At 57.0% G+C, this 25,410-nt stretch carries 24 protein-coding genes and 5 tRNA genes; 27 read left to right on the forward strand and 2 right to left on the reverse strand.

From position 1 onward, the window contains the following. Nucleotides 1-2 precede the first annotated feature (2 nt). The 7 genes from I4V53_RS04900 to I4V53_RS04930 all read left to right on the forward strand — a co-directional run bounded on the left by I4V53_RS04900 (nt 3) and on the right by I4V53_RS04930 (nt 6,901). Nucleotides 3-938, forward strand: a complete 936-nt coding sequence (locus I4V53_RS04900; protein ID WP_195984266.1) for an alpha/beta hydrolase — start codon at nt 3-5, stop codon at nt 936-938. Then, nucleotides 935-2,218 (forward strand): hypothetical protein, encoded by a 1,284-nt coding sequence (locus tag I4V53_RS04905; RefSeq protein ID WP_195984267.1) that lies wholly within the window; start codon nt 935-937, stop codon nt 2,216-2,218. Before I4V53_RS04900 ends, I4V53_RS04905 begins: the two co-directional genes overlap by 4 nt. After that, the gene (locus tag I4V53_RS04910) at nt 2,215-2,886 is read left to right on the forward strand and encodes a DUF6320 domain-containing protein (protein ID WP_195984268.1); all 672 of its coding nucleotides are present in this window, start codon (nt 2,215-2,217) and stop codon (nt 2,884-2,886) included. Before I4V53_RS04905 ends, I4V53_RS04910 begins: the two co-directional genes overlap by 4 nt. Before the next feature lie 103 nt (nt 2,887-2,989). Next, nucleotides 2,990-4,585, forward strand: coding sequence for an amidohydrolase (locus tag I4V53_RS04915; protein WP_195984269.1), 1,596 nt, complete (start codon nt 2,990-2,992; stop codon nt 4,583-4,585). Then, nucleotides 4,582-5,622, forward strand: coding sequence for an A/G-specific adenine glycosylase (gene mutY / locus I4V53_RS04920; RefSeq protein WP_195984270.1), 1,041 nt, complete (start codon nt 4,582-4,584; stop codon nt 5,620-5,622). Before I4V53_RS04915 ends, mutY begins: the two co-directional genes overlap by 4 nt. A gap of 64 nt (nt 5,623-5,686) precedes the next feature. After that, nucleotides 5,687-6,451 carry a threonine/serine exporter family protein gene (locus I4V53_RS04925; RefSeq protein WP_195984271.1) on the forward strand — a complete coding sequence of 255 codons (765 nt, stop codon included), beginning with the start codon at nt 5,687-5,689 and terminating at the stop codon, nt 6,449-6,451. A gap of 3 nt (nt 6,452-6,454) precedes the next feature. Further along, nucleotides 6,455-6,901: a threonine/serine exporter family protein gene (locus I4V53_RS04930; protein ID WP_195984272.1), complete on the forward strand. Its 447-nt coding sequence runs from the start codon at nt 6,455-6,457 to the stop codon at nt 6,899-6,901. Between the two features lie 112 nt (nt 6,902-7,013). Here I4V53_RS04930 and I4V53_RS04935 read toward each other — a convergent pair whose 3' ends face one another. Then, complete coding sequence (locus tag I4V53_RS04935) at nt 7,014-8,504, reverse strand: phosphate--AMP phosphotransferase (RefSeq protein ID WP_195984273.1); 1,491 nt, start codon at nt 8,502-8,504, stop codon at nt 7,014-7,016. Between the two features lie 577 nt (nt 8,505-9,081). Between I4V53_RS04935 and ruvC the strand changes: the two genes are divergently transcribed. The 20 genes from ruvC (at nt 9,082) to I4V53_RS05035 (ending at nt 24,195) form a co-directional block, all read left to right on the forward strand. Beyond that, nucleotides 9,082-9,585, forward strand: coding sequence for a crossover junction endodeoxyribonuclease RuvC (gene ruvC / locus I4V53_RS04940; protein ID WP_195984274.1), 504 nt, complete (start codon nt 9,082-9,084; stop codon nt 9,583-9,585). An 18-nt stretch (nt 9,586-9,603) separates the two neighbouring features. Further along, a complete protein-coding gene (ruvA, locus tag I4V53_RS04945) occupies nt 9,604-10,209 on the forward strand; it encodes a Holliday junction branch migration protein RuvA (RefSeq protein ID WP_195984275.1) in 606 nt (201 codons plus the stop codon). A gap of 38 nt (nt 10,210-10,247) precedes the next feature. Then, nucleotides 10,248-11,324 carry a Holliday junction branch migration DNA helicase RuvB gene (gene ruvB / locus I4V53_RS04950; protein ID WP_195984276.1) on the forward strand — a complete coding sequence of 359 codons (1,077 nt, stop codon included), beginning with the start codon at nt 10,248-10,250 and terminating at the stop codon, nt 11,322-11,324. A 9-nt stretch (nt 11,325-11,333) separates the two neighbouring features. Continuing rightward, entirely contained in the window at nt 11,334-11,657 is a 324-nt protein-coding gene (locus I4V53_RS04955; RefSeq protein ID WP_195984277.1) for a YqfO family protein, read from the forward strand. A 144-nt stretch (nt 11,658-11,801) separates the two neighbouring features. After that, nucleotides 11,802-13,151 carry a phosphoglucosamine mutase gene (glmM, locus tag I4V53_RS04960; protein ID WP_195984278.1) on the forward strand — a complete coding sequence of 450 codons (1,350 nt, stop codon included), beginning with the start codon at nt 11,802-11,804 and terminating at the stop codon, nt 13,149-13,151. Nucleotides 13,152-13,172: 21 nt separating this feature from the next. Beyond that, nucleotides 13,173-14,033: a class I SAM-dependent methyltransferase gene (locus tag I4V53_RS04965; protein ID WP_353616472.1), complete on the forward strand. Its 861-nt coding sequence runs from the start codon at nt 13,173-13,175 to the stop codon at nt 14,031-14,033. A 52-nt stretch (nt 14,034-14,085) separates the two neighbouring features. Next, a complete protein-coding gene (locus I4V53_RS04970; RefSeq protein ID WP_195984280.1) occupies nt 14,086-14,940 on the forward strand; it encodes an energy-coupling factor transporter ATPase in 855 nt (284 codons plus the stop codon). Nucleotides 14,941-14,978: 38 nt separating this feature from the next. Further along, nucleotides 14,979-15,842: an energy-coupling factor transporter ATPase gene (locus I4V53_RS04975; protein WP_195984281.1), complete on the forward strand. Its 864-nt coding sequence runs from the start codon at nt 14,979-14,981 to the stop codon at nt 15,840-15,842. Further along, complete coding sequence (locus I4V53_RS04980) at nt 15,839-16,654, forward strand: energy-coupling factor transporter transmembrane component T family protein (RefSeq protein ID WP_195984282.1); 816 nt, start codon at nt 15,839-15,841, stop codon at nt 16,652-16,654. The genes I4V53_RS04975 and I4V53_RS04980 overlap by 4 nt, the downstream gene beginning before the upstream one ends. Nucleotides 16,655-16,676: 22 nt before the next feature. Continuing rightward, entirely contained in the window at nt 16,677-17,435 is a 759-nt protein-coding gene (truA, locus tag I4V53_RS04985) for a tRNA pseudouridine(38-40) synthase TruA (protein ID WP_195984283.1), read from the forward strand. Continuing rightward, a complete protein-coding gene (locus I4V53_RS04990; RefSeq protein WP_195984284.1) occupies nt 17,428-18,675 on the forward strand; it encodes a DUF5711 family protein in 1,248 nt (415 codons plus the stop codon). The genes truA and I4V53_RS04990 overlap by 8 nt, the downstream gene beginning before the upstream one ends. 137 nt (nt 18,676-18,812) lie before the next feature. After that, nucleotides 18,813-19,355, forward strand: a complete 543-nt coding sequence (locus I4V53_RS04995; protein WP_195984285.1) for a CvpA family protein — start codon at nt 18,813-18,815, stop codon at nt 19,353-19,355. Nucleotides 19,356-19,444: 89 nt separating this feature from the next. Continuing rightward, on the forward strand, nt 19,445-20,065 hold the full coding sequence (locus tag I4V53_RS05000; RefSeq protein WP_195984286.1) for a CDP-alcohol phosphatidyltransferase family protein: 621 nt from the start codon (nt 19,445-19,447) through the stop codon (nt 20,063-20,065). 86 nt (nt 20,066-20,151) lie between these two features. Then, nucleotides 20,152-22,425, forward strand: coding sequence for an ATP-dependent Clp protease ATP-binding subunit (locus I4V53_RS05005; RefSeq protein WP_195984322.1), 2,274 nt, complete (start codon nt 20,152-20,154; stop codon nt 22,423-22,425). 134 nt (nt 22,426-22,559) lie between these two features. Then, a tRNA-Gly gene (locus tag I4V53_RS05010) sits at nt 22,560-22,633 on the forward strand. Between the two features lie 7 nt (nt 22,634-22,640). Next, nucleotides 22,641-22,717 (forward strand) — tRNA-Arg (locus tag I4V53_RS05015). A 6-nt stretch (nt 22,718-22,723) separates the two neighbouring features. Next, nucleotides 22,724-22,800: transfer RNA gene (locus tag I4V53_RS05020), tRNA-His, on the forward strand. A 51-nt stretch (nt 22,801-22,851) separates the two neighbouring features. Continuing rightward, nucleotides 22,852-22,927 (forward strand) — tRNA-Gln (locus tag I4V53_RS05025). Between the two features lie 87 nt (nt 22,928-23,014). Continuing rightward, nucleotides 23,015-23,090: transfer RNA gene (locus tag I4V53_RS05030), tRNA-Lys, on the forward strand. 799 nt (nt 23,091-23,889) lie between these two features. Further along, complete coding sequence (locus I4V53_RS05035; protein WP_195984287.1) at nt 23,890-24,195, forward strand: helix-turn-helix domain-containing protein; 306 nt, start codon at nt 23,890-23,892, stop codon at nt 24,193-24,195. A 124-nt stretch (nt 24,196-24,319) separates the two neighbouring features. Here the strand turns inward: I4V53_RS05035 and asrC are convergent, their stop codons facing one another. After that, nucleotides 24,320-25,399: a sulfite reductase subunit C gene (asrC, locus tag I4V53_RS05040; protein WP_195984288.1), complete on the reverse strand. Its 1,080-nt coding sequence runs from the start codon at nt 25,397-25,399 to the stop codon at nt 24,320-24,322. Nucleotides 25,400-25,410: the final 11 nt, after the last annotated feature.

Here is a 25,410-nt window from a genome sequence, read left to right on the forward strand (position 1 = left end):
CCATGGCGATCAATAAATTTATGATGGCGGCCCTGAAAGCCCTGTCTTACCCCGATATTGACATCAAAAAAAATTACTGGTGGGAGCGTCAGGTGGTCAACGTGACGCACTACCATTACTTAAAGCCCTTTTACAAGACCTGGGATCACAAGGTGTCCTGCGGAGACCACGAGATTCCCGTGCGCATTTTCTCCCCGCCGGAGGAAGCGGAAAACCACTCGATTTTGCTCTTCTTCCACGGCGGCGGCTGGGTGCTGGGGAATATCGATTCCTATAACAAGGTGTGCGCCAATATGGCCCGCCTGACGGGGCGGCTTGTCGTCTCCGTGGATTACCAGCTTGCGCCGGAGCACAAATTTCCCGCCGCGCCGGAAGATTGTTACGCCGTGGCGCGCGAAATCTTTTTGGATACGGCGCTGCTGGATACGCCTGCAAGCGACATCACCCTGATTGGGGACAGCGCGGGGGCCAATCTGGCCGCCGTGGTTTCCCTGATGGCGCGGGACCGGGGCGAATTTCTGCCCGGCAAACAGATTTTGATCTATCCCGCTACTTATAACGACCACTCGGAGCATTCGCTCTTCGATTCCATCCGGGACAACGGGACGGATTACCTGCTGACCTCCAAGCGCGTCTGCGATTATATGGATTTGTATATGAGCGGGCCGGAGGATCTGCACAATCCCTATTTTGCGCCCTTGCTGGCAAAGGATCTGTCCAACCAGCCGGACACGCTGCTGATTACGGCGGAGTATGACCCCCTGCGCGACGAGGGCGAGGAATACGCCCGCAAGCTGGAGAAATTCGGAAACCGGGTGGAGCTGCACCGCATCGAGGACGCGCTGCACGGCTTCTTTTCCCTGCCGCCGAGCTTTCCCCAGGTCAAGGAATGCTATGAACTTATCAATCGCTTTTTAAGTGAGGTGCCGCAACCGTGAAACCGAAAAAATCTGCCGAATGGAGACGGCTGGACAACGCGGCAAAGATTTTCCCGTGCACCAGCACCAAAGCGGACGCCAAGGTGTTCCGCTTTGCCTGCGAGCTTGTGGAGCCTGTGGACCCGCAGGCGCTGCAGCAGGCGCTGGACCGCGCGATGGAGGTCTTTCCCGGGTACCGCTGTGTACTGCGACGGGGGATGTTTTGGTATTACCTGGAGGATAGTGTGGAACGGCCGGAGGTGCGGGAGGAAACCCGTCCCCTGTGCAGCCCGATTTACGATCAGAACCGGAAGGGGCTGCTGTTTAATGTGACTTATTACCGCTGCCGGATCAACGTGGAGATTTACCATGCGCTGACCGACGGCACGGGCGCGCTGCAGTTCCTGCGCGTGCTGGTGTATCATTATCTGCTGATCCGGCATGCGGACCGGTTTGCGGAAAATGCGCCTGTGATGGACTATGACGCGTCCGCTACGGAGAAGATGAACAACAGCTTTCAAAAATACTATACGCGCAAGAGAAAGACGCCGGAGAAAGCGCCGAACGCCTACCACCTGCGCGGCACGCGCGTGCCGGAAAGCCGTGTGCGCGTGATCGAAGGCGTGGTCCCGGTTAAAGCGGTCCTCCAAAAGGCGCGCGAGTATGGGACGACGCTCACGGTGCTGTGCGCGGCCCTGCTGATGTGCGCCATCGAACAGGAAATGATGGTGCGGTATAAAAAGCGTCCGGTTGTGCTGGCGGTGCCGATCAACCTGCGCAACTATTTTCCTTCGGAGAGCGCGCGCAACTTTTTCAGCATTATGCAGGTGCGCTATAATTTTAAAAAACAGTCGAACCGGCTGGAGGACGTGATCCAGAGCCTGAACCGCGATTTTGAGCGGGAGCTGACGCAGGATAAAATGGAGGCGCGCCTCTGCCAGTTTGTCAAATACGATTTTAACCCGGTTGCCCGCATTGCGCCGCTGGTGGTCAAAGACTTCGGCATGCGCATCGGCTACGAGCTGGCGGAAAAGAAGGAGACCGCCGCCATCTCCAACGTGGGAAAAATCCAGATGCCGCCGGAGCTGGCGGAATATATCCGCCTGTTCGACGTGTTTGTCAGTACGGACCGCCTGCAAATCTGTATGTGTTCCTTTGGGGACAACCTGACCATCAGCTTCACAACGCCGCTGGTCAGTACGGATATTCAAAAGCATTTCTTCCGGGCATTGACGGGCATGGGAATTCCCGTGGAGATCACGGCCAGCCGCCTGCCGGACGAAGAGGAGGCGCCGGAATGAAAACATGCGACAAGTGTAAGGTAAAAGTAACGGGCAGCCCGCCGGGATGCCCGCTGTGCCAGGGGCCTCTGCGGGAGGACGGCGCGCCGGACCCGCGCGGGGAGATTTTTCCGCAGATTCCGACGGTGCTGCATAAGCACAGCCTGTTTTTTAAAATCCTGATTCTGGTTTCCGCTGTGGCGGCGATTATCTGCGTGACGGTCAACCTGATTTTGCCGCAGCACGGCTGGTGGAGCCTTTTTGTGCTGGCGGGGCTGGCCTGCATGTGGCTCAGCCTGGCCGTAGCGGTCCACAAACGAAACAATATTCCCAAAAGCGTGCTGTACCAGGTGGTGCTGATCTGCGTGCTGACGATGCTCTGGGACTATTTTACGGGCTGGCACGGCTGGTCGCTGGACTATGTGTTTCCCATCGCCTGTGTGGTGGCGCTGCTGGTGCTGTCCATCACGGCGCGCGTGTTCAAGCTGAACCTCGGCAGCTTTATCATCTATACGATCATCGCCGCACTGTTTGGCGTCATCCCCATTATCTTCTATGTCAAGGGGATGCTGCAGGTGGTCTATCCGTCGCTGATCTGTGTGGCGGGCAGTTTGATTTCTCTGGTGGCGTTGATGGTTTTTGAGGGCGGCAACATGCTGCAGGAATTAAAACGGCGTTTGCACCTGTAAGATCGATATTTACAGGAAAGCGGCATAAAATAAAAAGGAACCGAAACTTCCAAACGCTGTTTTGGAAGTTTCTTTCTATTCGTTGACGAAAGGCAGGAATATGATGAGCATGACCATTTACAGCGGCGGAACCATCCTCACGATGGAGGAGCCGCTTTACGCGGAGGCGGTTCTGGTGGAAGACGGCGTCATTCGCGCCGTGGGAGAAAAGAGCGTGCTGCGGCAGGGGTGTCCGCCGGAGACCGAAGAGATGGATTTGCAGGGGGCGGTCCTGCTGCCGGCGTTCATCGACCCGCACAGCCATATCACGGCGCTGGCGCAGACACTCGGTTCCGTCGATCTGACCGGGGCGAAAAGCTTTGCAGAAATCGTGCAAAAGCTGCAGGCGTTTATTCAAAAGACAAAACCTGCGCCGGGGCAATGGGTCACCGCGTTTGGTTACGACAATAATTTCCTTGCGGAAAAGCGCCATCCGGACAGGCAGCTGCTCGACCAAATCAAATATCCTGTGATCGTGACGCATGCCTCGGGCCACATGGGAGCGGCAAATTCCCTGGGGTTGAAAGAGATGGGCGTCTGCGCGGAGACGCCGGACCCGGAGGGTGGCGTGGTCGGCAGAGAAGCGGATGGAAGAACGCCGAACGGCTATCTGGAGGAGACAGCCTTCAGTTCTTTCACCGCAAAGATTCCCCAGCCGTCACAGGAGCAGCTGCTGCGGCAAATGGAATTGGCGCAGGACATTTATTTACAGAATGGCATCACAACTGTGCAGGATGGCCTGACCGTCCCCGTCCGGTGGGAGATGCTGAAGGGGCTTGCGGAACAAAACCGCCTGAAAGCGGACGTGGTCGCCTATCCGGATTTAAAGGATAACCGTGCGTTGGCTGCCGAAAATCTGCCCTATTGCAAGCAGTACTGCAACCGCCTGAAAATCGGCGGCTATAAAATTTTTCTGGACGGCTCCCCGCAGGGCCGCACTGCCTGGATGACCCAGCCGTATGAAAACGGCGAAGCGGGATACAAGGGGTATCCCATCTATCAGGACGCGCAGGTTGAATCCTTTATGAGGGAAGCCCTGCGGGACGATATGCAGCTTTTGGTGCACTGCAACGGCGACGCGGCGGCGCAGCAGATGATCGATGCGTATGAAAAGGTCCTTGCGGAAAGCCGGACGGAGCAACAGATACGGCCGGTGATGATTCATGCACAGCTGGTGCGTCAGGACCAGCTCGAAAAAATGGCAAAGCTGCGCATGATCGCTTCATTTTTTGTGGCGCATACCTGGTACTGGGGCGACGTGCATTTACAGAACTTTGGGGAAGCGCGGGCGATCCGGATCAGTCCGGCGCGCTCCGCCATTGAAAGCGGCGTGATATATACGTTTCATCAGGATACGCCGGTGATCCAGCCCAATATGCTGGAGACAATCTGGTGCGCGGTGAACCGCATCAGCAAGAATGGTATGGTGATGGGGGAAGAGGAGCGCGTTACGCCGCTGGAGGCGCTCCGTGCGGTCACAACCAACGCGGCATACCAATATTTTGAGGAGGATGAAAAGGGTTCCATCCGGGCCGGCAAGCGGGCGGACTTTGTCATCCTGGACCGCGACCCGTTACAGGTCAATCCCATGGATATTAAGGATATTAGCGTACTGGCGACCATTAAGGACGGCAGGGCGGTCTACGAGGCGAGCCGATGAGCGTGTTACAGGAGATAGTCCGTCCTCTGCTGAACTGGTACGATCGGAACGCCCGCTCCCTGCCCTGGCGGGACCGGCCGGAGCCGTACCGCGTGTGGGTTTCGGAAATCATGCTGCAGCAGACGCGCGTAGAGGCGGTCAAGCCATATTTTGCACGCTTCATGGAGGAGCTGCCCACTGTCGCGGCCCTTGCCGCCGCGCCGGAGCAGCAGCTGATGAAGCTGTGGGAGGGATTGGGCTATTACAGCCGCGCGCGCAATTTGCAGAGGGCCGCGCAGGTGCTGGTGGAACAATACGACGGGAAACTTCCCGCGGATTACGAAGAACTGCTGCGTCTGCCGGGAATCGGGCCGTATACGGCGGGCGCGGTGGCCTCCATTGCGTTCCAAATCCCAGCCCCGGCGGTGGACGGCAATGTCCTGCGTGTGGTGATGCGCCTGACCGCCTCGCGGGATAATATCAGTGAGCCGGCGGTTAAGCGCGCGGTGGAAGAGCAGATTCGACAGGTTATTCCGCAGGATCGCCCGGGCGATTTCAATCAGGCCATGATGGAGCTGGGCGCGACGGTCTGCGGCCCGGGCGGGGAACCGCGCTGTCTGGTCTGCCCGTTGGCGGGATTGTGCGAAGGAAACCGCTTGGGTGTTGCGCGGGAGCTGCCCGTCAAGGCGAAGAAAAAAGCGCGCCGCATCGAAGAAAAAACGGTCTTTCTGTTGGTTTACAGCGGCGAGCTGGCCATTCGGCGGCGTGAGGACAGCGGCCTGCTGGCCGGATTATGGGAATTGCCGTCCGCGGAAGGGCGCCTTTCCCCGGAGGGCGCGGGTGAGGTGTTGCAGGACTGGGGAATCCATCCGCTCCAATTAAAACCACTGCCCGCCGCAAAACATATTTTTACTCATGTAGAGTGGCATATGACCGGCTACTGGGTGGAGCTGGAGGAAAAACCGAACGGCTTTTCCTGGGCGGGCAGAGGGGAGTTGTTGGAGGTCTATGCTTTGCCGTCCGCCTTCCGTGCCTATCTGGATGCATTTACAGGATAATCTTTCTTCCGCGCCGGTTTTGTGCTATACTGCACTCGAATCAAAGCGAACAGGGGGCGTGCCGATGAATTACGACGAGCTGGTCAATACCACCATGGAAGTGGGCTACCTGCTCCTGAGCAACGGGGCGGAGATTTACCGCGTGGAGGATTCCATGCGGCGTATTTTCCGCGCGTACGGCGTGGAAACAGGGGATGTGTTTGTGATCCCCACCTGCATCTTTGCAACGGTGGAAACCGGGCGGGGGAAGCCCGTCACCGGCTTTAAGCGCCTGTATGCGCGTGTGACGAATCTGGACAAGGTGGAGCGCGCAAACGATCTTTGCCGGATCGTCTGCTATCAAAAGCCGGACTTTCAGACGGTGCGGGAAGAGGTCAGGAGTATCGACCAACGGCCCGTCTACGGCTTTTGGACGCAGGTGGCGGCGTATGCGCTGATCGCCTTTTCTTTCACGCTGTTTTACAGCGGCAGCTTTGCGGACGCCTGCTGCGCGCTGGTCTGCGGCGCGGCGGTCCGCCTTGTAATCGACTTTATGGGCCGCTTTTCCACCAACAGTTTTTTTATGAACATCGCCGCGAGCTGTGTGGCGGCAACGCTGGCGCTGCTGGCGGTACAATTCGGCTTCGGCGCAAATACGGATAAAATCATCATCGGCGCGCTGATGAATCTGGTGCCCGGCATTGTTATTACCAGCTTCATGCGCGACGTCATTGCGGGCGACCTGATCGCGGGGCTGATCCGCTTTGTGGAGTCCCTGCTGGTGGCGACGGCCATCGCTATCGGGGCAGGCGTGGCCCTGCTCGCGCCCCGGCTGATCTGGGGGGTGTAGCGGATGGAAGCGTATCTGCCCTGTTTATATGCGTTTATCGCCTGCGCGGCCTTCTGCCTGGTGTTCAATATGCGCGGCAAGCTGATTTTTTTTACCTCGTTGGGCGGCGCGATCGGCTGGTTTGTCTATCTGCTGCTGAGCCCGCTGCAAAACGACATTGTACAGTTCTTCCTTGCGACGGTCGTTATCACGCTGTATTCGGAAATCATGGCGCGCATCCACCGCGTGCCGGTGACGGGCTATCTGCTGATTGCCCTGCTGCCGATGGTGCCGGGCGGCGGCATCTATTATTCGATGGAATACTGCATTGCGGGCAACACGGAGATGTTTTTGGAAACCGGCCTGCACACACTGGGCATTGCCGGGGCGCTGGCGCTGGGTATCCTGCTGGTTTCCTCCCTGGTGCGCCTGTGGCACGCCTGCGGCGACCGCACGGAACCGCACGTATAGGAAAAGGACCTGCTGAATAGCAGGTCCTTTTCCTATATGCCATCCTTATCCAAAACAGGACTCTTACGAAAAAAGCTGTTCCTTTTTTATAAGAGCCAAAGATGCTTGCAATTTAAAGGCGGTCTTTGATCGCGTCGATCAGGATTTTCAGCGCTTTGATGCGCGCGTATTTTTTGTTCTGCGATTCCACGATGTGCCACGGCGCGAAGTCCGTAGAGGTGTATTTCAGCATGTCGTCGATCGCTTCCTCGTACTGGTCCCACTTTTCACGGTTGCGCCAGTCTTCGTCGGTGATCTTCCACTGTTTGGAAGGCGTGTTCTGGCGGTCGGTGAAGCGGCGGAGCTGCTCGTCTTTGTCGATATGCAGCCAGAACTTCACAATAACCGCGCCCCAGTCGTACAGTTCGCGTTCAAATTCGTTGATCTCGCGGTAGGCGCGCTGCCAGTCCTCCGTGGAACAGAAGCCCTCAATGCGCTCCACCATGACGCGGCCATACCAGGTGCGGTCATAGATGGCGACGTGCCCGTCCTTGGGAATCTGGTTCCAGAAGCGCCACAGGTAATGGTGGTTCAGTTCCGGCGCGGTGGGCGCGGCGATCGGCACCACCTCGTACCCGCGGGGGTCCAGCGCGGCGGCAATGCGGCGGATGTTTCCGCCCTTGCCGGCGGCGTCCCAGCCCTCGTAACAGACGATGACCGGTACGCGTTTGCGGTATATTTTGTTGTGCAGCTCGCTCAGCTCCTCCTGGAGCTTATCAAGCTGTTTCTTGTATTTTTCATCTGTAATGGTTTTATCCAGAGAAACCTGTCCGAGCGGCGTCATGGGGACAAACGTAAAATTGCCCGGCAGAATAATGTTGGCAGGCGTGACCGGGTACGTCTTGCGGTGTTCCTTTAACGCCAACGCGGTTTTGATGGAATCTACAACGGTGCGGTAGACCTCCAGCGTGGCGTTTTGCCGGTGGGTGCTGGCGATCAGATGCCACGGTGCATAAGTCGTGTTGGTATATTCCAGCATTTCGTCGAACGCACGGTAGTAACGGTCGTATTGCCTATTGCGCTTCCAGTCCTGCTCAGTGGCGCGCCATTCGGTGTTTTTGGAATTCGCCAGGTTTTCCAGCCGCTCCTTCTGGTCTTTCTGGCTGATGTGCAGGAAAAACTTGATAATCAGATAGCCGTTGTCCGTCAGCTGGCGCTCAAAGGTGTTGATGCTGTTCATGCGGCGCAGGTTTGTGACATCGTCGATTCCCTGCTCCAGCCGAAGGGTGGAAACCTCCTGATACCAGCTGCGGTCCATCGTGGCGATTTCGCCGCCGCCGGGAATGATCTTCCAGTAGCGCCACAGGTCCGGGTGGCGTTTTTCCAGCTCCGTAGGGGCTACGTTGGAATAAACCTTGGAGCCGCGCGGATCAAAATTCAGTGTCAGCCGGGCAATCTGCCCGCCCTTGCCCGCCGAGCCCCAGCCCTCAAAAATGATGATGACCGGCAGTTTGACCTGTTTGATCGTCTGCTGCAGGGCGGAAAGCTCCGCTTCCAAAACGGGCGCTTCCTTTTTATATTCCTCTTTTGTAACAGAGGCTTTTAAATTGACTTTTTCCAGCATACCGGGATAACCCCCTTTTGCAATCTTTGAAATACGAAGAATAAAATGAATCGATTTTCCGTTTATTGGTATATATGCTAATTATACACTAATAAAATAAAAATGCAAATGTTTTTGTGTGATCTACCAGTGCGGTTTTTCAGCAGAGGATGCGATAGAACAATTGTCCGAAAGCTGTGTGAGAAAGGGCGTTTTTCTCTTTTCTATTCGGCGCGGGTGTGCTATAATAACCTCACGCCGTAAACGGAAGCAGAGCTTCCGACGGCTGAGAGAACATTGAATCATGCCGGCTTGGTGAAGGATACAAAATTGCGGTGTTATATACGCCGCGCGGGAAAACGGTCATGATTGAATAACCTCACGCCGTGACCGAAAGCAGAGCTTCCGACGGCTGGGAGAACATTGAATCATGCTGGTCTAGTAAAGGACTCGAAATTGCGGTGTTGGATACCCCGCGCAGGGAAACGGTCACGATTGAATAACCTTACGCCGTGACCGAAAGCAGAGCTTCCAACGAATGGCTGAAATAACAATTACTGAAATTGATATAATTTTAGAAAAACCAGGACGTGTAAAAATGGTCATATTGGGAATCGACCCGGGCTACGCAATCGTGGGCTACGGGGTCATCCGCACGGAACGCGGGAGATACATCCCGTTGGAGCATGGGGCGGTCGTTACAAAGGCCGGGCAGCCGTTCAACCGGCGGCTGGAAATCGTGTACGACGGGATCGCGGAGGTCCTGCAGAAATGGCGGCCCGAAGCGGTCAGCCTGGAAAAGCTTTTTTTCCAGAACAACCAGAAGACGGCGATCGGCGTGGCGGAAGCGAGGGGTGTGATCCTGCTGGCCGCGCAGAAGGCGCGGGTGCCCGTCTTTGAATACACCCCGTTGCAGGTGAAGCTGGCGGTGACCGGTTACGGGCAGGCGCAGAAGCCGCAGGTGATGGAGATGACGCGCCGGCTGCTCTGCCTGAAGGAAGTGCCAAAACCGGACGACACGGCGGACGCGCTGGCTATGGCGATCTGCCACGGGCAGGCGGCGGGCTCCAGTTTGCGGCAGGCGATGCTGCGCAGAAGATAAAAAGTTGGAGAATACAAGATGTTTTATAGTGTAAAAGGAATTTTGACACACATGGAGCCGGGTTTGGCTGTGGTGGAATGCGGCGGGGTCGGCTTTAAATGCATGACCACCATGAGCACCCAGCGCGCCATGCCGAAGCTGGGTGAGACGGTTAAGCTGTACACGCATTTAAATGTGCGCGAGGACGCGCTGGACCTGTTCGGCTTTGCCTCGATGATGGAGTTGAACTGCTTTAAAATGCTGACGGGCGTTTCCGGCGTGGGGCCGAAGGTCGGCCTGGCGATTCTAAGCGAGCTTTCTCCGGAGCAGGTGGCGATGGCGGCAGCGGCAGGGGACAGCAAGTCCCTGACGCGGGCCAGCGGCGTGGGCGCAAAGCTGGCGCAGCGCATTGTTCTGGAACTGAAGGATAAGGTCAAAAAGATGGGCGGCGGTACGCTGGAGGGTTTTGTGCCCGCGGGCGGCGCGCCGAATGCCGCCGGAAACGCCGCCAATGCGGTCAGCGCGCTTTCCGTGCTGGGTTATACGCCCACGGATGCGGCGTCGGTTGTGGCGAAGTTTGACAGCTCCCTGCCGACGGAGGAATTGATCCGCCTGGCGCTCAAAGAATTCGGCAAGGCGAGATAGAAAAATGAAAGAGATGAAAAGGGCGGTGAGGCGTGCCGATGGATTATGAATACGAAAACGAGATGGACTTTGAAAACCGGATGGTCGCGCCGGAGTATGCCCCCGAGGACGCGGAGGTGGAAAACCCGCTTCGTCCCCGGACACTGGGAGAATACATCGGCCAGGAAAAGGTCAAGGAAAACCTGGCGGTTTTTATAGAAGCGGCCAAACAGCGCAAGGAGTCACTGGACCATGTGCTGCTGTACGGCCCGCCCGGACTGGGAAAAACCACGCTGGCGGGCATCATTGCAAACGAATTAAACGTCAATTTGCGCATTACCTCCGGCCCGGCAATTGAAAAGCCGGGCGATCTGGCGGCGCTGCTGACGAACCTGAATCCCGGCGACGTGCTGTTTATCGACGAGGTGCACCGCCTTTCCCGCAGCGTGGAGGAAATTCTCTACCCCGCGATGGAGGACTTTGCGCTGGATATTATCACGGGCAAGGGACAGATGGCGGCTTCCTACCACCTGCCGCTGCCGAAGTTTACGCTGGTGGGTGCGACCACGCGCGCGGGCCAGCTCTCCGCGCCGCTGCGCGACCGTTTTGGCGTCGTCCTGCGTCTGGAGATGTATTCCCCGCAGGAACTGGCGAAGATCGTCGCCCGCAGCGCGAAAATTCTGGGCATCCCGATCGAGGCGGACGGCGCGCTGGAAATCGCCTCCCGGTCCCGCGGAACGCCGCGTATCGCGAACCGCATGCTCAAGCGCGTGCGGGACTTTGCGCAGGTGATGACGGACGGCGTCATCACCTTCCAGTCGGCCAAAATTGGCCTTGACCGCCTGGAGGTCGACGAGATCGGCCTGGACGCCAACGACCGACGGATGCTGTCCACGCTGATTCAGTTCTATAACGGCGGGCCGGTTGGGCTGGAAACGCTCGCGGCGGCCATCGGAGAAGAGGCTGTCACCATTGAGGACGTTTACGAGCCGTATCTGATGCAGATCGGCTTTTTGAACCGCACGCCGCGCGGCCGCTGCGCCACGCGGGCGGCATACCTGCATCTGGGGCTGACGCCGCCGGGGGAAGTGAAACCGGAGCAGCAGAACCTGTTTGAAATGCAGGATCGGAAATGAGGCCTATCCATGGAAATTACCAGAGTAAAGTTGGAAATCTATGCGCCGGAGTCCTGTGTGGATTCCATCCGGGACGCGCTCAATGCGCTGGGCGCCTGTCATATTGGAAATTATGACTGCTGCACATCCGTGTCGCGCGTTGCGGGGACCTGGCGGCCTTTGCCCGGGGCGGATCCGTTCGACGGCGAGGTGGGGATCCTCAGCCGCGGTGAGGAGTGCAAAATAGAGGCGGTTTGCCCGGCGGAACTGGCCGTGCGGGCGGTGGAGACGGTCAAGTGCCTGCACCCATATGAGGAACCGGTTGTTCATGTGCTGCCCTTGTGGGATATTTAAAAGGCGGCATTACCCTTGTACAGGGAAGGTATGGAAATGGCAGAAATCCGCGCCGTGTGGGGGATGCAAAGCTTTTGCGACGCGGTTTGCATTGGGGATTTGGTACAATCAACAAAAGATCATGATTAGGAGAGTGTATGGTACATGGGCAGACTTTTTGGAACGGACGGCGTCAGAGGCGTCGCAAACTCGGAATTGACCTGTGAAATGGCAATGAACATCGGCCGCGCGGCCGCGATGGTGCTGACGGATAACAACCACCGCCACCCGAAGATTTTAATTGGCAAGGATACGCGCCTTTCTTCCGACATGCTGGAGAGCGCGATCACCGCGGGTCTTTGCAGCGTGGGCGCGAATGTGGTGCAGCTCGGTGTGGTGCCGACCCCGGCCGTGGCCTTCCTGGTGGGCAAATACAAGGCGGACGCGGGCGTGATGCTGACGGCCTCCCACAACCCGTGCGAATTTAACGGGATCAAGATTTTCAGCGGCGACGGCAACAAGCTGCCTGATGCGCTGGAGGAGCAGATTGAAGCAATTGTTCTGGACCATAAGGATACGCCTCCCGCGCCGACCGGGGGAGACATTGGCAGTGTGACCACCGCGCCGAACGTGGTACGCGACTATGTGGACCATATCAAGAGCACGGTACCCTTCTCGCTGCACGGCATGAATATCGCTCTGGACTGCGCAAACGGCGCGGCCTGCCGGACGGCGGAGCTGCTGTTTACGGAACTGGGCGCCAACTGCCATATGCTGTCCGATCATCCGGACGGTGTGAATGTAAATGAAAACTGCGGTTCCACCCATATGGAAAACCTGATGAGCTATGTCAAGGAGCACAACCTCGACGCGGGCGTCGCATTTGACGGCGATGCGGACCGCTGCCTGGCGGTGGACGATAAGGGCCAGCTGGTGGACGGCGACTTCGTTATGGCGATCTGCGCGGCGGATTTGAAGTCCCGCGGCAAGCTGGCGAAGGATACGGTCGTGGGCACGATTATGACCAACATGGGCTTTACGCGCTTTTGCAAGGAGATTGGGCTGCATTTTGAGGCGACAAAGGTGGGCGACCGCTATGTGCTGGAGGAAATGCTGCTGGAAGGCTACAACTTTGGCGGCGAGCAGAGCGGGCATGTGATATTCCTCGACTTCGCCTCCACGGGAGACGGACAGATGACCGCGGCGCAGCTGCTGAGCATTGTACACCGCCGGCAGGCAAAGCTTTCCAGCCTGGCGACGCTGATGACCCGCTATCCGCAGGTCATTGTCAACGTAAAAGTCGGCCCGGAGGGCAAGCTGCATTTCTACACGGATGCGGAAGTGAAAGAGGCCATCGAGCGCGCGAAAGAAAAGCTGGGCGACAGCGGACGCATTGTGGTGCGCCCCTCCGGAACGGAGCCGCTTCTGCGCGTGATGATCGAGGGCGAGGACCTGGACTATATCAACGAACTGGCGAACTCCGTCGCGGACGTCCTGCGGGAGCGGCTGGCATAATCTTAGAAAAGAGGAATGGGTTTGAGAGCGGCAAATTGGAAGGACTATGAACTGATCGACACATCGGGCGGCGAGCGGCTGGAGCGCTGGGGCAATATTGTCCTGATCCGTCCGGATCCGCAGATCATCTGGGATACCCCGTGCGAACATCCGCTGTGGAAACAGGCGCACGCGCGGTATTACCGGTCCAGCACGGGCGGCGGCAGCTGGCAGGAACTGAAAAAGGTTCCCGCGATGTGGAAGATCGGCTACGGGGATTTGACCTTCCAACTCAAAACCATGGGCTTTAAACATACCGGTATTTTCCCGGAACAGGCCGTCAACTGGGATTTTGCCATGCAGAAAATTGCAGGCGCAGGCCGCCCCGTCAAAGTGCTGAACCTGTTCGGCTACACGGGCGCGGCCACGCTGGCCTGCGCCAGGGCGGGCGCGCAGGTCTGCCATGTGGACGCCTCCAAGGGCATGGTCGCATGGGCCAAGGAGAACGCCGCCGCGTCCGGTTTGGCGGACCGCCCGGTCCGCTGGCTGGTGGACGACTGCGTCAAATTTGTGCAGCGTGAGCAGCGCCGCGGCAACACCTACGACGGCATCATCATGGACCCGCCCTCCTATGGGCGCGGCCCGAACGGCGAGGTCTGGAAGCTGGAGGAGCAGCTCTACGGATTGGTGGAGCTGTGCCTGCCCATCCTTTCCCGAAATCCGCTGTTTTTCATCCTGAATTCCTATACCACGGGGCTGTCCCCGGCGGTCATGGAGTACTTGCTGGGCGTGCTGCTGCAAAAGCGCTTTGGCGGAAAGGTTTCCTCCGGAGAAATCGGCCTGCCGGTGACGGCAAGCGGGCTGACGCTGCCCTGTGGGAGCACGGCGATTTGGGAATCCTGAAGATGCCAGAGAAAAAATTGGCGGTTTGTGAAAATACGGAGAGTATTATACGATGAGTTATATACAGACAGAAAATTTAACCTTCACCTACGATGAGGCGGAAGAAGGCGAATCCGTCCAGGTGCGCAAAGTGCTGCGCGGCGTGTCGCTGGGCGTCGAAAAGGGCGAGTTCGTGGCGCTGCTGGGGCACAACGGTTCCGGCAAATCCACCATCGCCAAGATGTTCAACGCGATGCTGCTGCCCGCGGGCGGCAAGGTCTACATCGACGGCATGGATACGCTGGACGAATCCCTGCTGTATGAAATCCGCCGCCGCGTCGGCCTGGTGCTGCAAAATCCGGACAACCAGCTGGTGGCCAGCATCGTGGAGGAGGATGTGGCGTTCGGGCCGGAGAACCTCGGCGTGCCGCCAAAGGAAATCCGCGAGCGGGTGGACGACGCGCTCCGGGCGGTAGAGATGTACGACTACCGGCTGAACGCGCCGTATAAGCTCTCCGGCGGGCAGAAACAGCGCATCGCCATCGCGGGCATCATCGCCATGCGGCCCGACTGTATCGTGCTGGACGAGCCCACCGCCATGCTGGACCCGCGCGGGCGCGAAGAGGTGCTGCGCACGATCCACAAGCTGAACAGGGAAAAAAACATCACCATTATCCTGATTACACATTACATGGACGAGGCGGTGCAGGCGGACCGCGTCATCGTGATGGACAGCGGGCGCATCCTGACGCAGGGAACCCCGGAGGAGGTTTTCTCCCAGGTGGAACTGCTCAAGCAGCACAAGCTGGATGTGCCGCAGGCCACAGAGCTGGTGTACCGCCTGCGCGCCAGCGGCTTTCCCTTGCCGGAATGTGTGCTGAACGTGGAAGATTGTGTGGCGGCGCTGGAACCCCTTTTGTCCAAATAAGGACCGGCGTAAATCTGACGAAAGTACGGGGAATCGTGATGGCAATCATAGAGACGAAAAACCTGACATATACCTACGGCGCGGGCACGCCCTTTGAAAAGATGGCGGTGGACCATGTGAACCTCTCCATCGAGAAGGGGGAGTTCATTGGGGTCATCGGACACACCGGTTCCGGCAAGTCCACGCTGATTCAGCTGCTGAACGGCCTGCTTACGCCGACCTCCGGCACGGTGCTGCTGGACGGGAAGGATATCTGGGCCGAGCCGAAGAAAATCCGCGACGTGCGCTTTCGGGTGGGAATGGTGTTTCAGTACCCTGAGCATCAGCTCTTTGAGGAGACGGTGCTCAGGGACATTTCCTTCGGCCCCACGAACATGGGCTTAAAGCCTGACGAGATCGAGGAGCGCGCGCGGAACGCCGCGAAATTTGTCGGCCTGTCGGAGACGCTGCTGGAGAAAAGCCCGTTTGAGCTCTCCGGCGGCGAGAAGCGCCGCGCCGCGATTGCGGGCGTGATCGCGATGGACCCGGACGTGCTGATCCTGGACGAGCCCACAGCGGGACTGGACCCGTGCGGGCGCGACGTACTGCTCTCCCAGATCACGAGTTATCATGAGATGCGGCATAACACCGTGCTGCTGGTCTCTCACAGCATGGAGGATATTGCCCGCACGGCGGACCGCATCCTCGTCATGAACGACGCGCACGCCGCCATGTTCGACGCGACGGAAAAGGTGTTCGCGCGCGGGGAGGAGCTGGAGGCGATGGGCCTGCGGGTCCCGCAGGTCACAAAGATCCTGTCGATCCTGCGCCGGAAGGGCTACCCGGTGGGGACGTCCCTCACAATGGAGCAGGCGATCAAGCAGCTGATGCCGCTGCTGAAAAAAAGGGGGGCGGGCAGATGATTAGAGACGTTACGCTGGGACAGTACTTTCCCGGCAAATCGCTGATTCACCGGCTGGACCCGCGCGTCAAGATTATCCTGACATTTCTGTTCATCGTGTTCATTTTTGTGGCGCGAAATTTCGGTTCGCTTCTGGTGATGATCGCGCTGCTGCTGAGCACGCTGTTTCTTTCCGGCGTGCCGCTCAGGCAGTATTTCAAAAGCCTCAAGGCGGTTCTTTTTGTAGTGCTGTTCACCTCGGTGCTGAACCTGTTCTACGGAACGGGCGAGCCGCTGGTGACGCTGTTCGGCTTCATGCAGATCACGGCAAGCGGCCTCGAGAATGCCATTTTTATTGCAATCCGCATTATGAGCCTGATTTTGTTCAGCGCCGTGCTGACATTTACCACCTCACCGACCGAGCTGACCGACGCGCTGGAGCGCATTATGAAGCCGCTCAAGGTGTTTCACATCAAGGTGCACGAGATCGCGATGATGATGACCATTGCGCTGCGCTTTGTGCCGACGCTGCTGGAGGAGACGGATAAGATTATGAGCGCGCAGAAGGCGCGCGGCGCCGATTTGGAGAGCGGCGGGCTGATGCAGCGCGTCAAAGCGCTGATTCCGATTCTGATTCCGCTCTTTGTCTCCTCGTTCCGCCGGGCGTACGACCTTGCGATGGCAATGGAATGCCGCTGTTACCACGGCGGGGAGGGGCGCACCAAAATGAAGCAGCTGCATATCACCGCAAGGGACGGCTGGGCGGCCGCCGTATCCGTGCTGGTCTGCGCGGTGGTCGTGGTGTTGAATCTTTACCTGCCATCTGTATTTTAATGAAGAAAGAAGGGAAGCGCCCATGAGAAACCTATTGCTGACCATCTGCTACGACGGCACGCGTTACCACGGCTGGCAAATCCAGCAGAACGCCGTGGCGGTCCAGCAGGTTTTTCAGGAAGCGCTTCTCAAAATTATCGCGGAGCGTCCGGATATCAAGGGCTGCAGCCGCACCGATTCCGGCGTGCACGCCAATGCGTACTGCATCAGCCTCAAGACGGAGCACAGCATCCCCTGTGAGCGGCTGCTCAACGCGCTGAACCACTTCCTGCCGGAGGATATCGCGGTGAAGGACTGCCGGGAGGTCCCGCTGGACTTCCACGCGCGCTATTCCTGTACCGGCAAGGAGTACGTCTATAAGATTTGGAATGAGCCGGTGCGCAATCCGTTTTTGCAGCACCGCGCTTTGCATTATTGGTACGATCTGAACCTGGACCGCCTCAATGCGGCCGCCGCCCACTATCTGGGATCGCACGACTTTACCTCCTTCTGCACGCTGGACGCGCGGGAGCGCGGCGACCTGCGCCGCACGGTCACAAAGTCGGAGGTGCGCCGGGAGGGCGGCCTGGTTTTGTTTACTGTTGCGGCGGACGGCTTTTTGTACAACATGGTGCGTATCATGGTGGGTACGCTGTTGCGTGTGGCGCAGGGCAAACTGGAGCCGGAACAGATTCCGGAAATTCTTGCTGCCCAAAACCGCAAGGCGGCCGGGCCGACCGCGCCGCCCTGCGGTCTGTACCTGAGCCGCGTCTTCTACGGAGAGGAATACCGCTATGAATGATGGAAAACACTTTGCCACCGGTGAATTCGACGCGCCAAAGCACGACGGGCGCTCCGAGCGGATCGCCCAAAAGCGCGCCAAGCGCCGCCGCCGCAAGGCCCGCTTTGGCAAAATTCCGGGCTGGGTCTATAAGGTCATCCTGATTCTGGCGTTGAGCGTGGTGGGGATGCTGCTCTGGTTCAACCGGCAGAACCTTGCGCCCGCCAATATCGCGGAATGGGTGCAGGACCGTGTGGTAGGCATCGGCGTGGGCGACGGATTCCCGCAGAAGTTCTCCGGTTCTGTGGAAGCCAGAAATTTTCTGTCTGTCAATCAGGAGCTGGTGATGGTCAGCGATACGGATCTTACGGTATATAATGGCACCGCAAAGGTGCTGACAAGCCGTCAGCACAGCTTCAGCGAGCCGGTCATGAAGGTGAGCGGCTCCCGGACCCTGATCTACAATCTGGGCGGCACGGGCTACCAGCTGGAAAGCCGCAGCAAGACGCTGCAGAAAAAGAGCACGTCGGAGAATATCTTTGCCGGCGCGCTGGCAGGCAACGGCCGCTATGCGTTTGTCACGCAGGTGGAGGGCTACTGCGGTAAGCTGACGGCCTACAAGCCGGACGGCAAGGAACTGTTCCACTACTGGTTTGCCGACTACTATCCCACGGCGGTCGCACTGAATGCGGACGGCACCCGGGCGGCGGTAACTGCAATCTCCGCGCAGGACGGCGGTCTGACCTCCGCGATCTATCTGCTGGACTTCAGCAGCAAGGAGCCAGTGCAGCCGTTTGCCGCTTATACGGAAAATATGATGCTCGACGTCTACTGGAGCAACGACGGGACCGTCACCGCGATCGGGGATAAAATGACGGCGATTATCAATACGATGGCACAGACAAAGGTAAATTATGATTATCAGGGCATGCAGTTGACGGCATATACTGTGGATAACGGCAATACGGCGCTGAGCCTGACTCCGTATGACAGCGCGGCCAGCAGCCGGTTGGTGGTGCTGGACGGCGGCGGGAAGGAACGGGCCAGCGTAAGCGTTCCGGGCGCGGTGCGCTCTGTTTCCGTCTATGGGGACACCGTGACGGCGTTGGCAGACGGTAAGCTGTACGCGTATTCCGCGGCGGACGGCGCCGCGGTCGGCACGGCGGACGCCGGCAGCGATGCAAAGGCCGTGGCGCAGAGCAGTGAGAGCCGTGCCTTTGTACTGGGGATTTCAGAGCTGCGCAGCGTGGAGATTGGTTAACGCCATGTGAACATTCGTTGCAAAACTTGTGTTTATCTCTTTTTTGTGCTATATTAATTCCTACGTGGGGAGTTATATACCGTTTGGAGGGAATTTCCTCCAAAATTTGTAAATCAACAAGACAATGGGGGATGTAAGTGGGTCTGGTATTGGACGTTGTTTTTGCTGCCGTCACGCTCTGGCTGATTATCTCCGGCTATCGGGCCGGCTTGGTCCGGACGTTGGTGGAGTTTGTTGGGTACATCCTTGCGGTGATCGCATCAGTGGTGCTCACGGGCTTTGTGACGGACGTCATTTGTGGATTTTTTTTGCAGTCGCGTTCGCCTTCTGCCGCGGAATACTATTTTCTGCGGATGATTGCAACGGTGATTGTATTTGTTTTGCTGCAGATGGTGGTGCGCATCGCCGCTTCGGCATTGGACGCGGTGTTCCGGCTGCCGCTGCTCAATCTGGCGAATTCCCTGCTTGGCGCGCTGTTCGGCGCGTTGAAAGGCGTGGTGTTGGTATTTCTTCTCTGCAGTCTGGTGCAGGTGGCGTCGCCGGTCTTTGAAATGGACGACGTGCCGCTGGACCAGCAGAAGCTGTTCCAAACTTCTTATGTATATCAGGCAATCTCTTCACACAATCCGGTTTATTCCCTGTTCCGCGTGGAAGACTTTTTGAAGGACTCCGGAATGTAAATGCGCGCAACTCAGAAATTTTCACGGCGGGCGCCCTTCTTCCATATGGGTTTCTATAGGAAAGGACGGCCCGGAAAGGCTAGTTTAACATGAAAAGCAGGAACAAAAATATCAATGTGCCAAACGCGCTTTCCCTGTCCCGGATCATCCTGATCGTACCGTTTGTCTATTTCTTTTTGAACGACCGGATCATCCCGGCGGCGGTCTGTCTGGTGCTCTCCGGAATTTCCGATATGCTGGACGGCATGATTGCGCGCAAATTCAACCAGTTTACGGAACTGGGGCAGATGCTCGACCCGCTGGCGGATAAGCTCACGCAGGGCGCGGTGGCGATCTGTCTGGCAATCGAGCAGCCGATTTTGATTCCGCTGCTTGCGATCTTTATCCTGAAGGAACTTTTGATGCTGTTCGCGGCGTCGTTCCTGGTACTGAAAAAGAAAAAACGGCCCAGCGGCTCCAAATGGTACGGCAAGGTGGCGACGATCCTTTTCTATGTTTCCTTTGTTGTCATTGTGGCGCTCAAGGGCTTCTTCCATATAGAGAACCTTGCGGTTACTGTGACGCTGCTCTCTGTAACGGCGGCGTTTATGATCTATGCGTTTGTACAATACTTTAAGATCTTCCTGGAATTGATGCATTCCAACGATCCGAAGGACAACATCGATTTGAAGGCCGATATGAAGGCCAGAAAAACCCGGGAAGACAAATAAATTTTGGAAACCGCCCCCCTGGCTGCGGGCGGTTGTTGTTTTATCTGTTGCAGCCGTATTCTATAGAAAAAGAAGTGATCATTATGATGATGTGTTCCAGATGCCATAAACGTCCGGCGGTCGTTTTCATCTCGCCCACGGTCAATGCCAAGGAGAGCCAGGGGCTTTGCCTGGTGTGCGCCAAAGAGCTGGGAATCAAGCCGGTCAACGATCTGATGGAAAAGATGGGGATCACCGAGGAGCAGATGGAAGCCATGGAGTCCGAGCTCGGCGGTCTGATGAACACCGAGGAAGGCAGCGGCGAGGATGGCTTTGTGCCCGGAGGCGCGGCGACCTTTCCCTTTTTGCAGAATATCTTTTCCGATCTGACCAACCCGCAGGGCGGGAAGGAAAATACAACCCCCAAGGAGCCTCCCAGAAGGGAAAAAAGAGAAAAGCCGAAGACCAAGCGCAAAGCGCTGGATACGTATTGCACCGATCTGACGGCCCGCGCCAGAAAAGGCGAGATCGACCGCATCATCGGGCGCGATAAGGAAATCTCCCGTGTGGTGCAGATTCTGAGCCGCCGCACCAAGAACAACCCCTGTTTGATCGGTGAGCCCGGCGTCGGCAAGACGGCGGTGGCGGAGGGCCTGGCCCTGCGCATCGCGGCGGGCGAGGTGCCGTCGCGCCTGAAATCCAAGGAAATCCACCTGCTGGACCTGACCGCGCTGGTGGCGGGCACACAGTTCCGCGGTCAGTTTGAAAGCCGCATTAAGAGCCTGGTGGACGAGGTCAAGGCAGAGGGGAACATCATCCTCTTCATCGACGAGGTGCACAACCTGGTTGGCACCGGAGACGCGGAGGGCTCCATGAATGCCGCGAACATCCTCAAGCCGGCGCTTTCCCGCGGGGAAATTCAGGTGATCGGCGCAACGACCTTTGTGGAATACCGCAAATATATCGAAAAGGACGCCGCATTGGAGCGCCGCTTCCAGCCGGTGACCATCGCGGAACCGTCCGTCGGCGAGACGGTGGATATGCTCGACGGCATCAAGTCGTACTATGAGGAATACCACCGCGTCCGCGTGCCGGAACCGCTGGTGCGCCGCACAGTGGTGCTTTCTGAGCGCTATATCACCGACCGCTTCCTGCCGGACAAGGCGATCGACCTGCTGGACGAAGCCTGCGCCTGCGCCGCCCTGCGGAACCTCCCCATGGCGGAATACGACAAGGCGGCCGCGGAGCTGGAGCGCCTGCGCCAGGAGGAAGAGGACATGACCAACGACGGCGCGGAGATCGACTATGAGGAGCTGGCGAAGCTCCGCTATTCCATCTCCCAGCTGGATCAGAAGGTCAAGGAGCTGGCCCCCGCCGCACTCGGCGCTGAGGTGGAGGAAACCGATCTGGCCAAGGTCATTGAGCTCTGGACGGGGATCCCCGCCAGCCGCGTACAGGAAAACGAGCTGAAAAAGCTGGGCGATATTGAAGGCGTGCTCAATTCCAAGATTATTGGACAGAAAGAAGCTGTCGCGGCAATTTCCGCCGCCATCCGCCGCAGCCGTGTGCAGATCAGCCCCCGCCGCCGCCCGGCGTCCTTCATCTTTGTCGGCCCTACCGGCGTGGGAAAGACGGAGCTGGTCAAGGTGCTGTCTCAGGAGCTGTTCGACTCTCCGGAGACGCTGATCCGCCTGGATATGTCCGAGTTTATGGAGAAGCACTCCGTGTCCCGCATCATCGGTTCCCCTCCGGGTTACGTCGGCTACGACGAAGCCGGGCAGGTGACGGAGAAGGTGCGCCGCCGCCCATATTCGGTACTGCTCTTTGACGAGATTGAGAAAGCGCATCCCGATGTGATGAACATCCTGCTGCAGATTCTCGACGAGGGGCGCATCACCGACGCGCATGGACGCACGGTCAATTTTGAAAACACCGTGATCGTCATGACCTCCAACGCGGGCAGCGAAAAGAAGGAGGGCGCGCTGGGCTTTGCCCGCAACGAGGCGGACGTCACCAAGGAAAAAGCGATGAAGGCCCTGTCCGACTTCCTGCGTCCGGAATTCCTCAGCCGTGTGGACGAAGTCATTGTGTTCCGTCAGCTGACGCTGGAGGACTTCAACGAAATTGCCGCCCTGATGCTGAACGAATATGTCGGCTCCCTGCAGGAGCGCGGCGTGAAGTTTGTCTATGACGAACGCGCCACCAAGTGGCTGGCGGAGCATGCCATCGGCGGCAAGAGCGGCGCGCGCGACCTGCGCAACCTGATCCGCCGCAAGGTGGAGGATCAGATCGCGTCCCTACTGGTGGACCGCTACGATGAGCAGATTTTCGGCATTGCGCTCACGGCGGAAGAGGAGCTCAAACTGGATGTTTTGCAGTAATTAAAAAAAGCCCGGAGAAACGGGCGGAAATACGGCGCGAAAAGAGAAAAACTGGGCGGATTGGCCGCGCAATTTGGAAAATTCTATTGACAGATGCCGTTGGACTATGCTATAATTATAGCCGTCGCTAAAATGCGAGTGTAGTTCAATGGTAGAACCCCAGCCTTCCAAGCTGGTCGTGTGGGTTCGATTCCCATCACTCGCTCCAATTGCGTGCGCCAATAGCTCAGCTGGATAGAGCAACTGCCTTCTAAGCAGTAGGCCAGGGGTTCGAGTCCCTTTTGGCGCGCCATACATGGTGGTTGTAGCTTAGCTGGTTAAAGCGCCAGATTGTGGCTCTGGAGACCGTGGGTTCGAATCCCATCATCCACCCCATACTTTTTTTGCAGCACGGGACAAGCGACGTTTGTCCCGTGCCCCATATTTTGGGCTGTCGCCAAGCGGTAAGGCAACGGACTTTGACTCCGTCATTCCGTAGGTTCGAATCCTGCCAGCCCAGCCAAAAGCCTGCCCGTGGCCCAGGCTTGCGGGCAGGAATTTATTTGTTGACAAGACTGTAAAAAGTTGTTATAATAGACAAGCTGTAAATGAATCATTAGCTCAGCTGGCAGAGCACCTGACTTTTAATCAGGGTGTCCGGGGTTCGAATCCCCGATGGTTCACCAAGAAAAACCGCATGGTTAAGCCTTTTGGGCGTTGACCTTGCGGTTTTTCTTTATGCTTTTTGTCTTTGACTGCCGTTTGACTGCTTTTTGTAATCAAATAGGTATGCAGCCGTATGTTTCACAGTGATTAAATGGAGAAATAGGGGCAGCCCTTTTGGGCTGTTTTTTTATGTACCCAAAAGGGGGCGCAGCGTTGCAGCTGCGCTCTTTTTTATTACATCAAGAAAATTGTTAGATTTTCCACCTCTGAACGTAACAAAAAATCTGTTTCTGCCAGGTGAACTGGAACGCGCTCAGAAACCGGAATGACACAGCTATTTTTTATTACATCAAAAAAATCGTTTGATTTTTCACTTTTAAACGTAACAAAAAATCTCATTCAGACAGGTTATCTGGAAAGCAGATAAGGGCTGGAAAAACACAGCTATTTTTTATTGCAATTTCCGGATACAGCTTTCGCATAGATAAACGCCGCTTTTGATATCTTTCAAATTCTCATTTGATTGGCATTTCATGCATTGCTTTGCAGCCTTTTTCAGAATGATTTCTTCGTTCTCCCTGTCAATGAAAATCTTTAGCACGTCTTTTTCCTGCATATGAAATGCGTCTCTGATTTCCTTTTGAAGTACGATTTTCCCCGATTCATCTGCCTTTCTGATAATTCCTGTGGCTTTTATTTTTTGCCTCTGGCTTTTTTTCGTTGGTGTTTTTTACCAAATAAAGTATACGGTATAGACAACTAAAAATTAAGTTTTTTATAAAGTATAATAACGACAGAACATAGCGGGCAGGTGAGACAATGAAGGACGTCCTAGAGGAGATTACAAGGCTGCGTTTACAGCGGAAGTGGTCTGAATATAAGTTGGCCAAACACGCGGGGCTGTCCCAGTCCACCATATCGACGTGGTACCGTAAGCAGCAGACGCCCACAATTCAGACTTTGGACAAGGTGTGCAATGGATTGGGCATTACGCTGTCCCAGTTTTTTGCCGAGGGAGACGATCCTATTTCCCTGACCGGGGAGCAGAAAGAGCTGCTCGACAACTGGTCTGCGCTGACAAGCGAGCAACAGCGCATCATGAAAGATTTGCTTGAAAAAATGTAAAAGTGTTGTTTATGGATTATGTATTGCCTGAAAGGAAAACATGTCCCCTGTTTTCTGAAGGTGAATGTTAAAAAAGCCGGCGAACCATTCTCAAACGAGACGGTTCCCCGGCTTTTTGTTTCGTTTATTGCGCGGCCTTTTCCTGCGGCCCGGCGGTATGATGCTTTTCCAGAGGCTTGACGTTAAAGTTGGAGCGGTACTCGGTCTCCTGCCAGAAGATGTCCTCCGCCACCAGGCAATCCGGGTTGAGCGTTACGCCGTCGAGCATGAGTTCCTTGAATTTTTTGTAACCCGCACGGTCGATCAGATGGCCGCCGTGGAGGTATTCGGGCTTGTAGTCCATGACCCAGGCGGAAAACTTCTGCCAGTTGCGCAGCACGTTCAAAATGACCTCCTCCGTCGCCCAGTTGAGGAACATCTTGCCGGTGCGGGGCGTCTGGCGGCCGGTGCGCCCGCCCAGGATCACACGGTAGAACTTCGTCTCCTGCCGGGTCCATGCGCTGGCGGGGCAGGCCCGCACGCATTCGCCGCAGCCGACGCAGCAGCAGGCGTCCTTTTCCACTTTTCCTGTGTCCTCGTTGAGCTTGAGAACACGGGTGGCGCCTTTTTCGCAGGCCCGCACACAGGCCCCGCAGGCGATACAGCGCTCGGGATGGTAGACCATCCGGGCGACGCCGATAATGCCAAAGTCGCACAGATGCGCTTTGTTGCAGTCGTTGGGGCAGCCTGCGATATTGATTTTGATGTGGTAGTGGCTGGGGAAGATGATGGGTTCGATCTTCTGCGCCAGCTCGAAGGTATTGCAGTTGCCGCAAATGCAATGGTAATTGCCGATACAGGCGGTGATGTTGCGGGCGCCGATGGTAGGATAGCCGCTGACCGGGTCCCAATCCCGCGGCTGGCCGGCCACCATGTCCATATCCACATTGCAGAGGGATGCGTCCACCTCCCGGATATACGATTCCAGATAGGCGTCCACAGCGGGGATGTCCTCATATTTGATGCCGGTGATGTCAAAGGTCTGGCGGGTGCCGAAGTGGAAGTTGCCGTCCCCCCAGGTTTTGGCGATGTGCTGGATGTAACTCAGATATTTTGCATCCACCGTGCCGCCCGGCACGCGCATCTGGAGCATGAAGAGGCCGGGCACCTTGGACTGGCGGAAGCAGTTGAGGCGAACCTTCTTGATATTGATGTCCTGATTCATCCGAAATTCTC

This window comes from Clostridium sp. D33t1_170424_F3 (genome assembly GCF_015667585.1).
Taxonomy (GTDB): Bacteria; Bacillota; Clostridia; order Oscillospirales; family Acutalibacteraceae; genus Anaeromassilibacillus.

Bases quoted from the DNA above. Each gene is read 5' to 3' on its own strand.
- I4V53_RS04900 (WP_195984266.1), top strand. From the start codon at position 3: ATGGCGATCAATAAATTTATGATGGCGGCCCTGAAAGCCCTGTCTTAC.
- I4V53_RS04970 (WP_195984280.1), top strand. From the start codon at position 14,086: ATGAGTTATATACAGACAGAAAATTTAACCTTCACCTACGATGAGGCG.
- I4V53_RS05005 (WP_195984322.1), top strand. From the start codon at position 20,152: ATGATGTGTTCCAGATGCCATAAACGTCCGGCGGTCGTTTTCATCTCG.
- I4V53_RS05035 (WP_195984287.1), top strand. From the start codon at position 23,890: ATGAAGGACGTCCTAGAGGAGATTACAAGGCTGCGTTTACAGCGGAAG.
- ruvA (WP_195984275.1), top strand. From the start codon at position 9,604: ATGTTTTATAGTGTAAAAGGAATTTTGACACACATGGAGCCGGGTTTG.
- ruvC (WP_195984274.1), top strand. From the start codon at position 9,082: ATGGTCATATTGGGAATCGACCCGGGCTACGCAATCGTGGGCTACGGG.
- I4V53_RS04910 (WP_195984268.1), top strand. From the start codon at position 2,215: ATGAAAACATGCGACAAGTGTAAGGTAAAAGTAACGGGCAGCCCGCCG.
- I4V53_RS04935 (WP_195984273.1), bottom strand. From the start codon at position 8,504: ATGCTGGAAAAAGTCAATTTAAAAGCCTCTGTTACAAAAGAGGAATAT.
- I4V53_RS04925 (WP_195984271.1), top strand. From the start codon at position 5,687: ATGAATTACGACGAGCTGGTCAATACCACCATGGAAGTGGGCTACCTG.
- I4V53_RS04930 (WP_195984272.1), top strand. From the start codon at position 6,455: ATGGAAGCGTATCTGCCCTGTTTATATGCGTTTATCGCCTGCGCGGCC.
- I4V53_RS04975 (WP_195984281.1), top strand. From the start codon at position 14,979: ATGGCAATCATAGAGACGAAAAACCTGACATATACCTACGGCGCGGGC.
- I4V53_RS05000 (WP_195984286.1), top strand. From the start codon at position 19,445: ATGAAAAGCAGGAACAAAAATATCAATGTGCCAAACGCGCTTTCCCTG.
- asrC (WP_195984288.1), bottom strand. From the start codon at position 25,399: ATGAATCAGGACATCAATATCAAGAAGGTTCGCCTCAACTGCTTCCGC.
- ruvB (WP_195984276.1), top strand. From the start codon at position 10,248: ATGGATTATGAATACGAAAACGAGATGGACTTTGAAAACCGGATGGTC.
- I4V53_RS04915 (WP_195984269.1), top strand. From the start codon at position 2,990: ATGAGCATGACCATTTACAGCGGCGGAACCATCCTCACGATGGAGGAG.
- glmM (WP_195984278.1), top strand. From the start codon at position 11,802: ATGGGCAGACTTTTTGGAACGGACGGCGTCAGAGGCGTCGCAAACTCG.
- I4V53_RS04955 (WP_195984277.1), top strand. From the start codon at position 11,334: ATGGAAATTACCAGAGTAAAGTTGGAAATCTATGCGCCGGAGTCCTGT.
- I4V53_RS04980 (WP_195984282.1), top strand. From the start codon at position 15,839: ATGATTAGAGACGTTACGCTGGGACAGTACTTTCCCGGCAAATCGCTG.
- truA (WP_195984283.1), top strand. From the start codon at position 16,677: ATGAGAAACCTATTGCTGACCATCTGCTACGACGGCACGCGTTACCAC.
- mutY (WP_195984270.1), top strand. From the start codon at position 4,582: ATGAGCGTGTTACAGGAGATAGTCCGTCCTCTGCTGAACTGGTACGAT.
- I4V53_RS04990 (WP_195984284.1), top strand. From the start codon at position 17,428: ATGAATGATGGAAAACACTTTGCCACCGGTGAATTCGACGCGCCAAAG.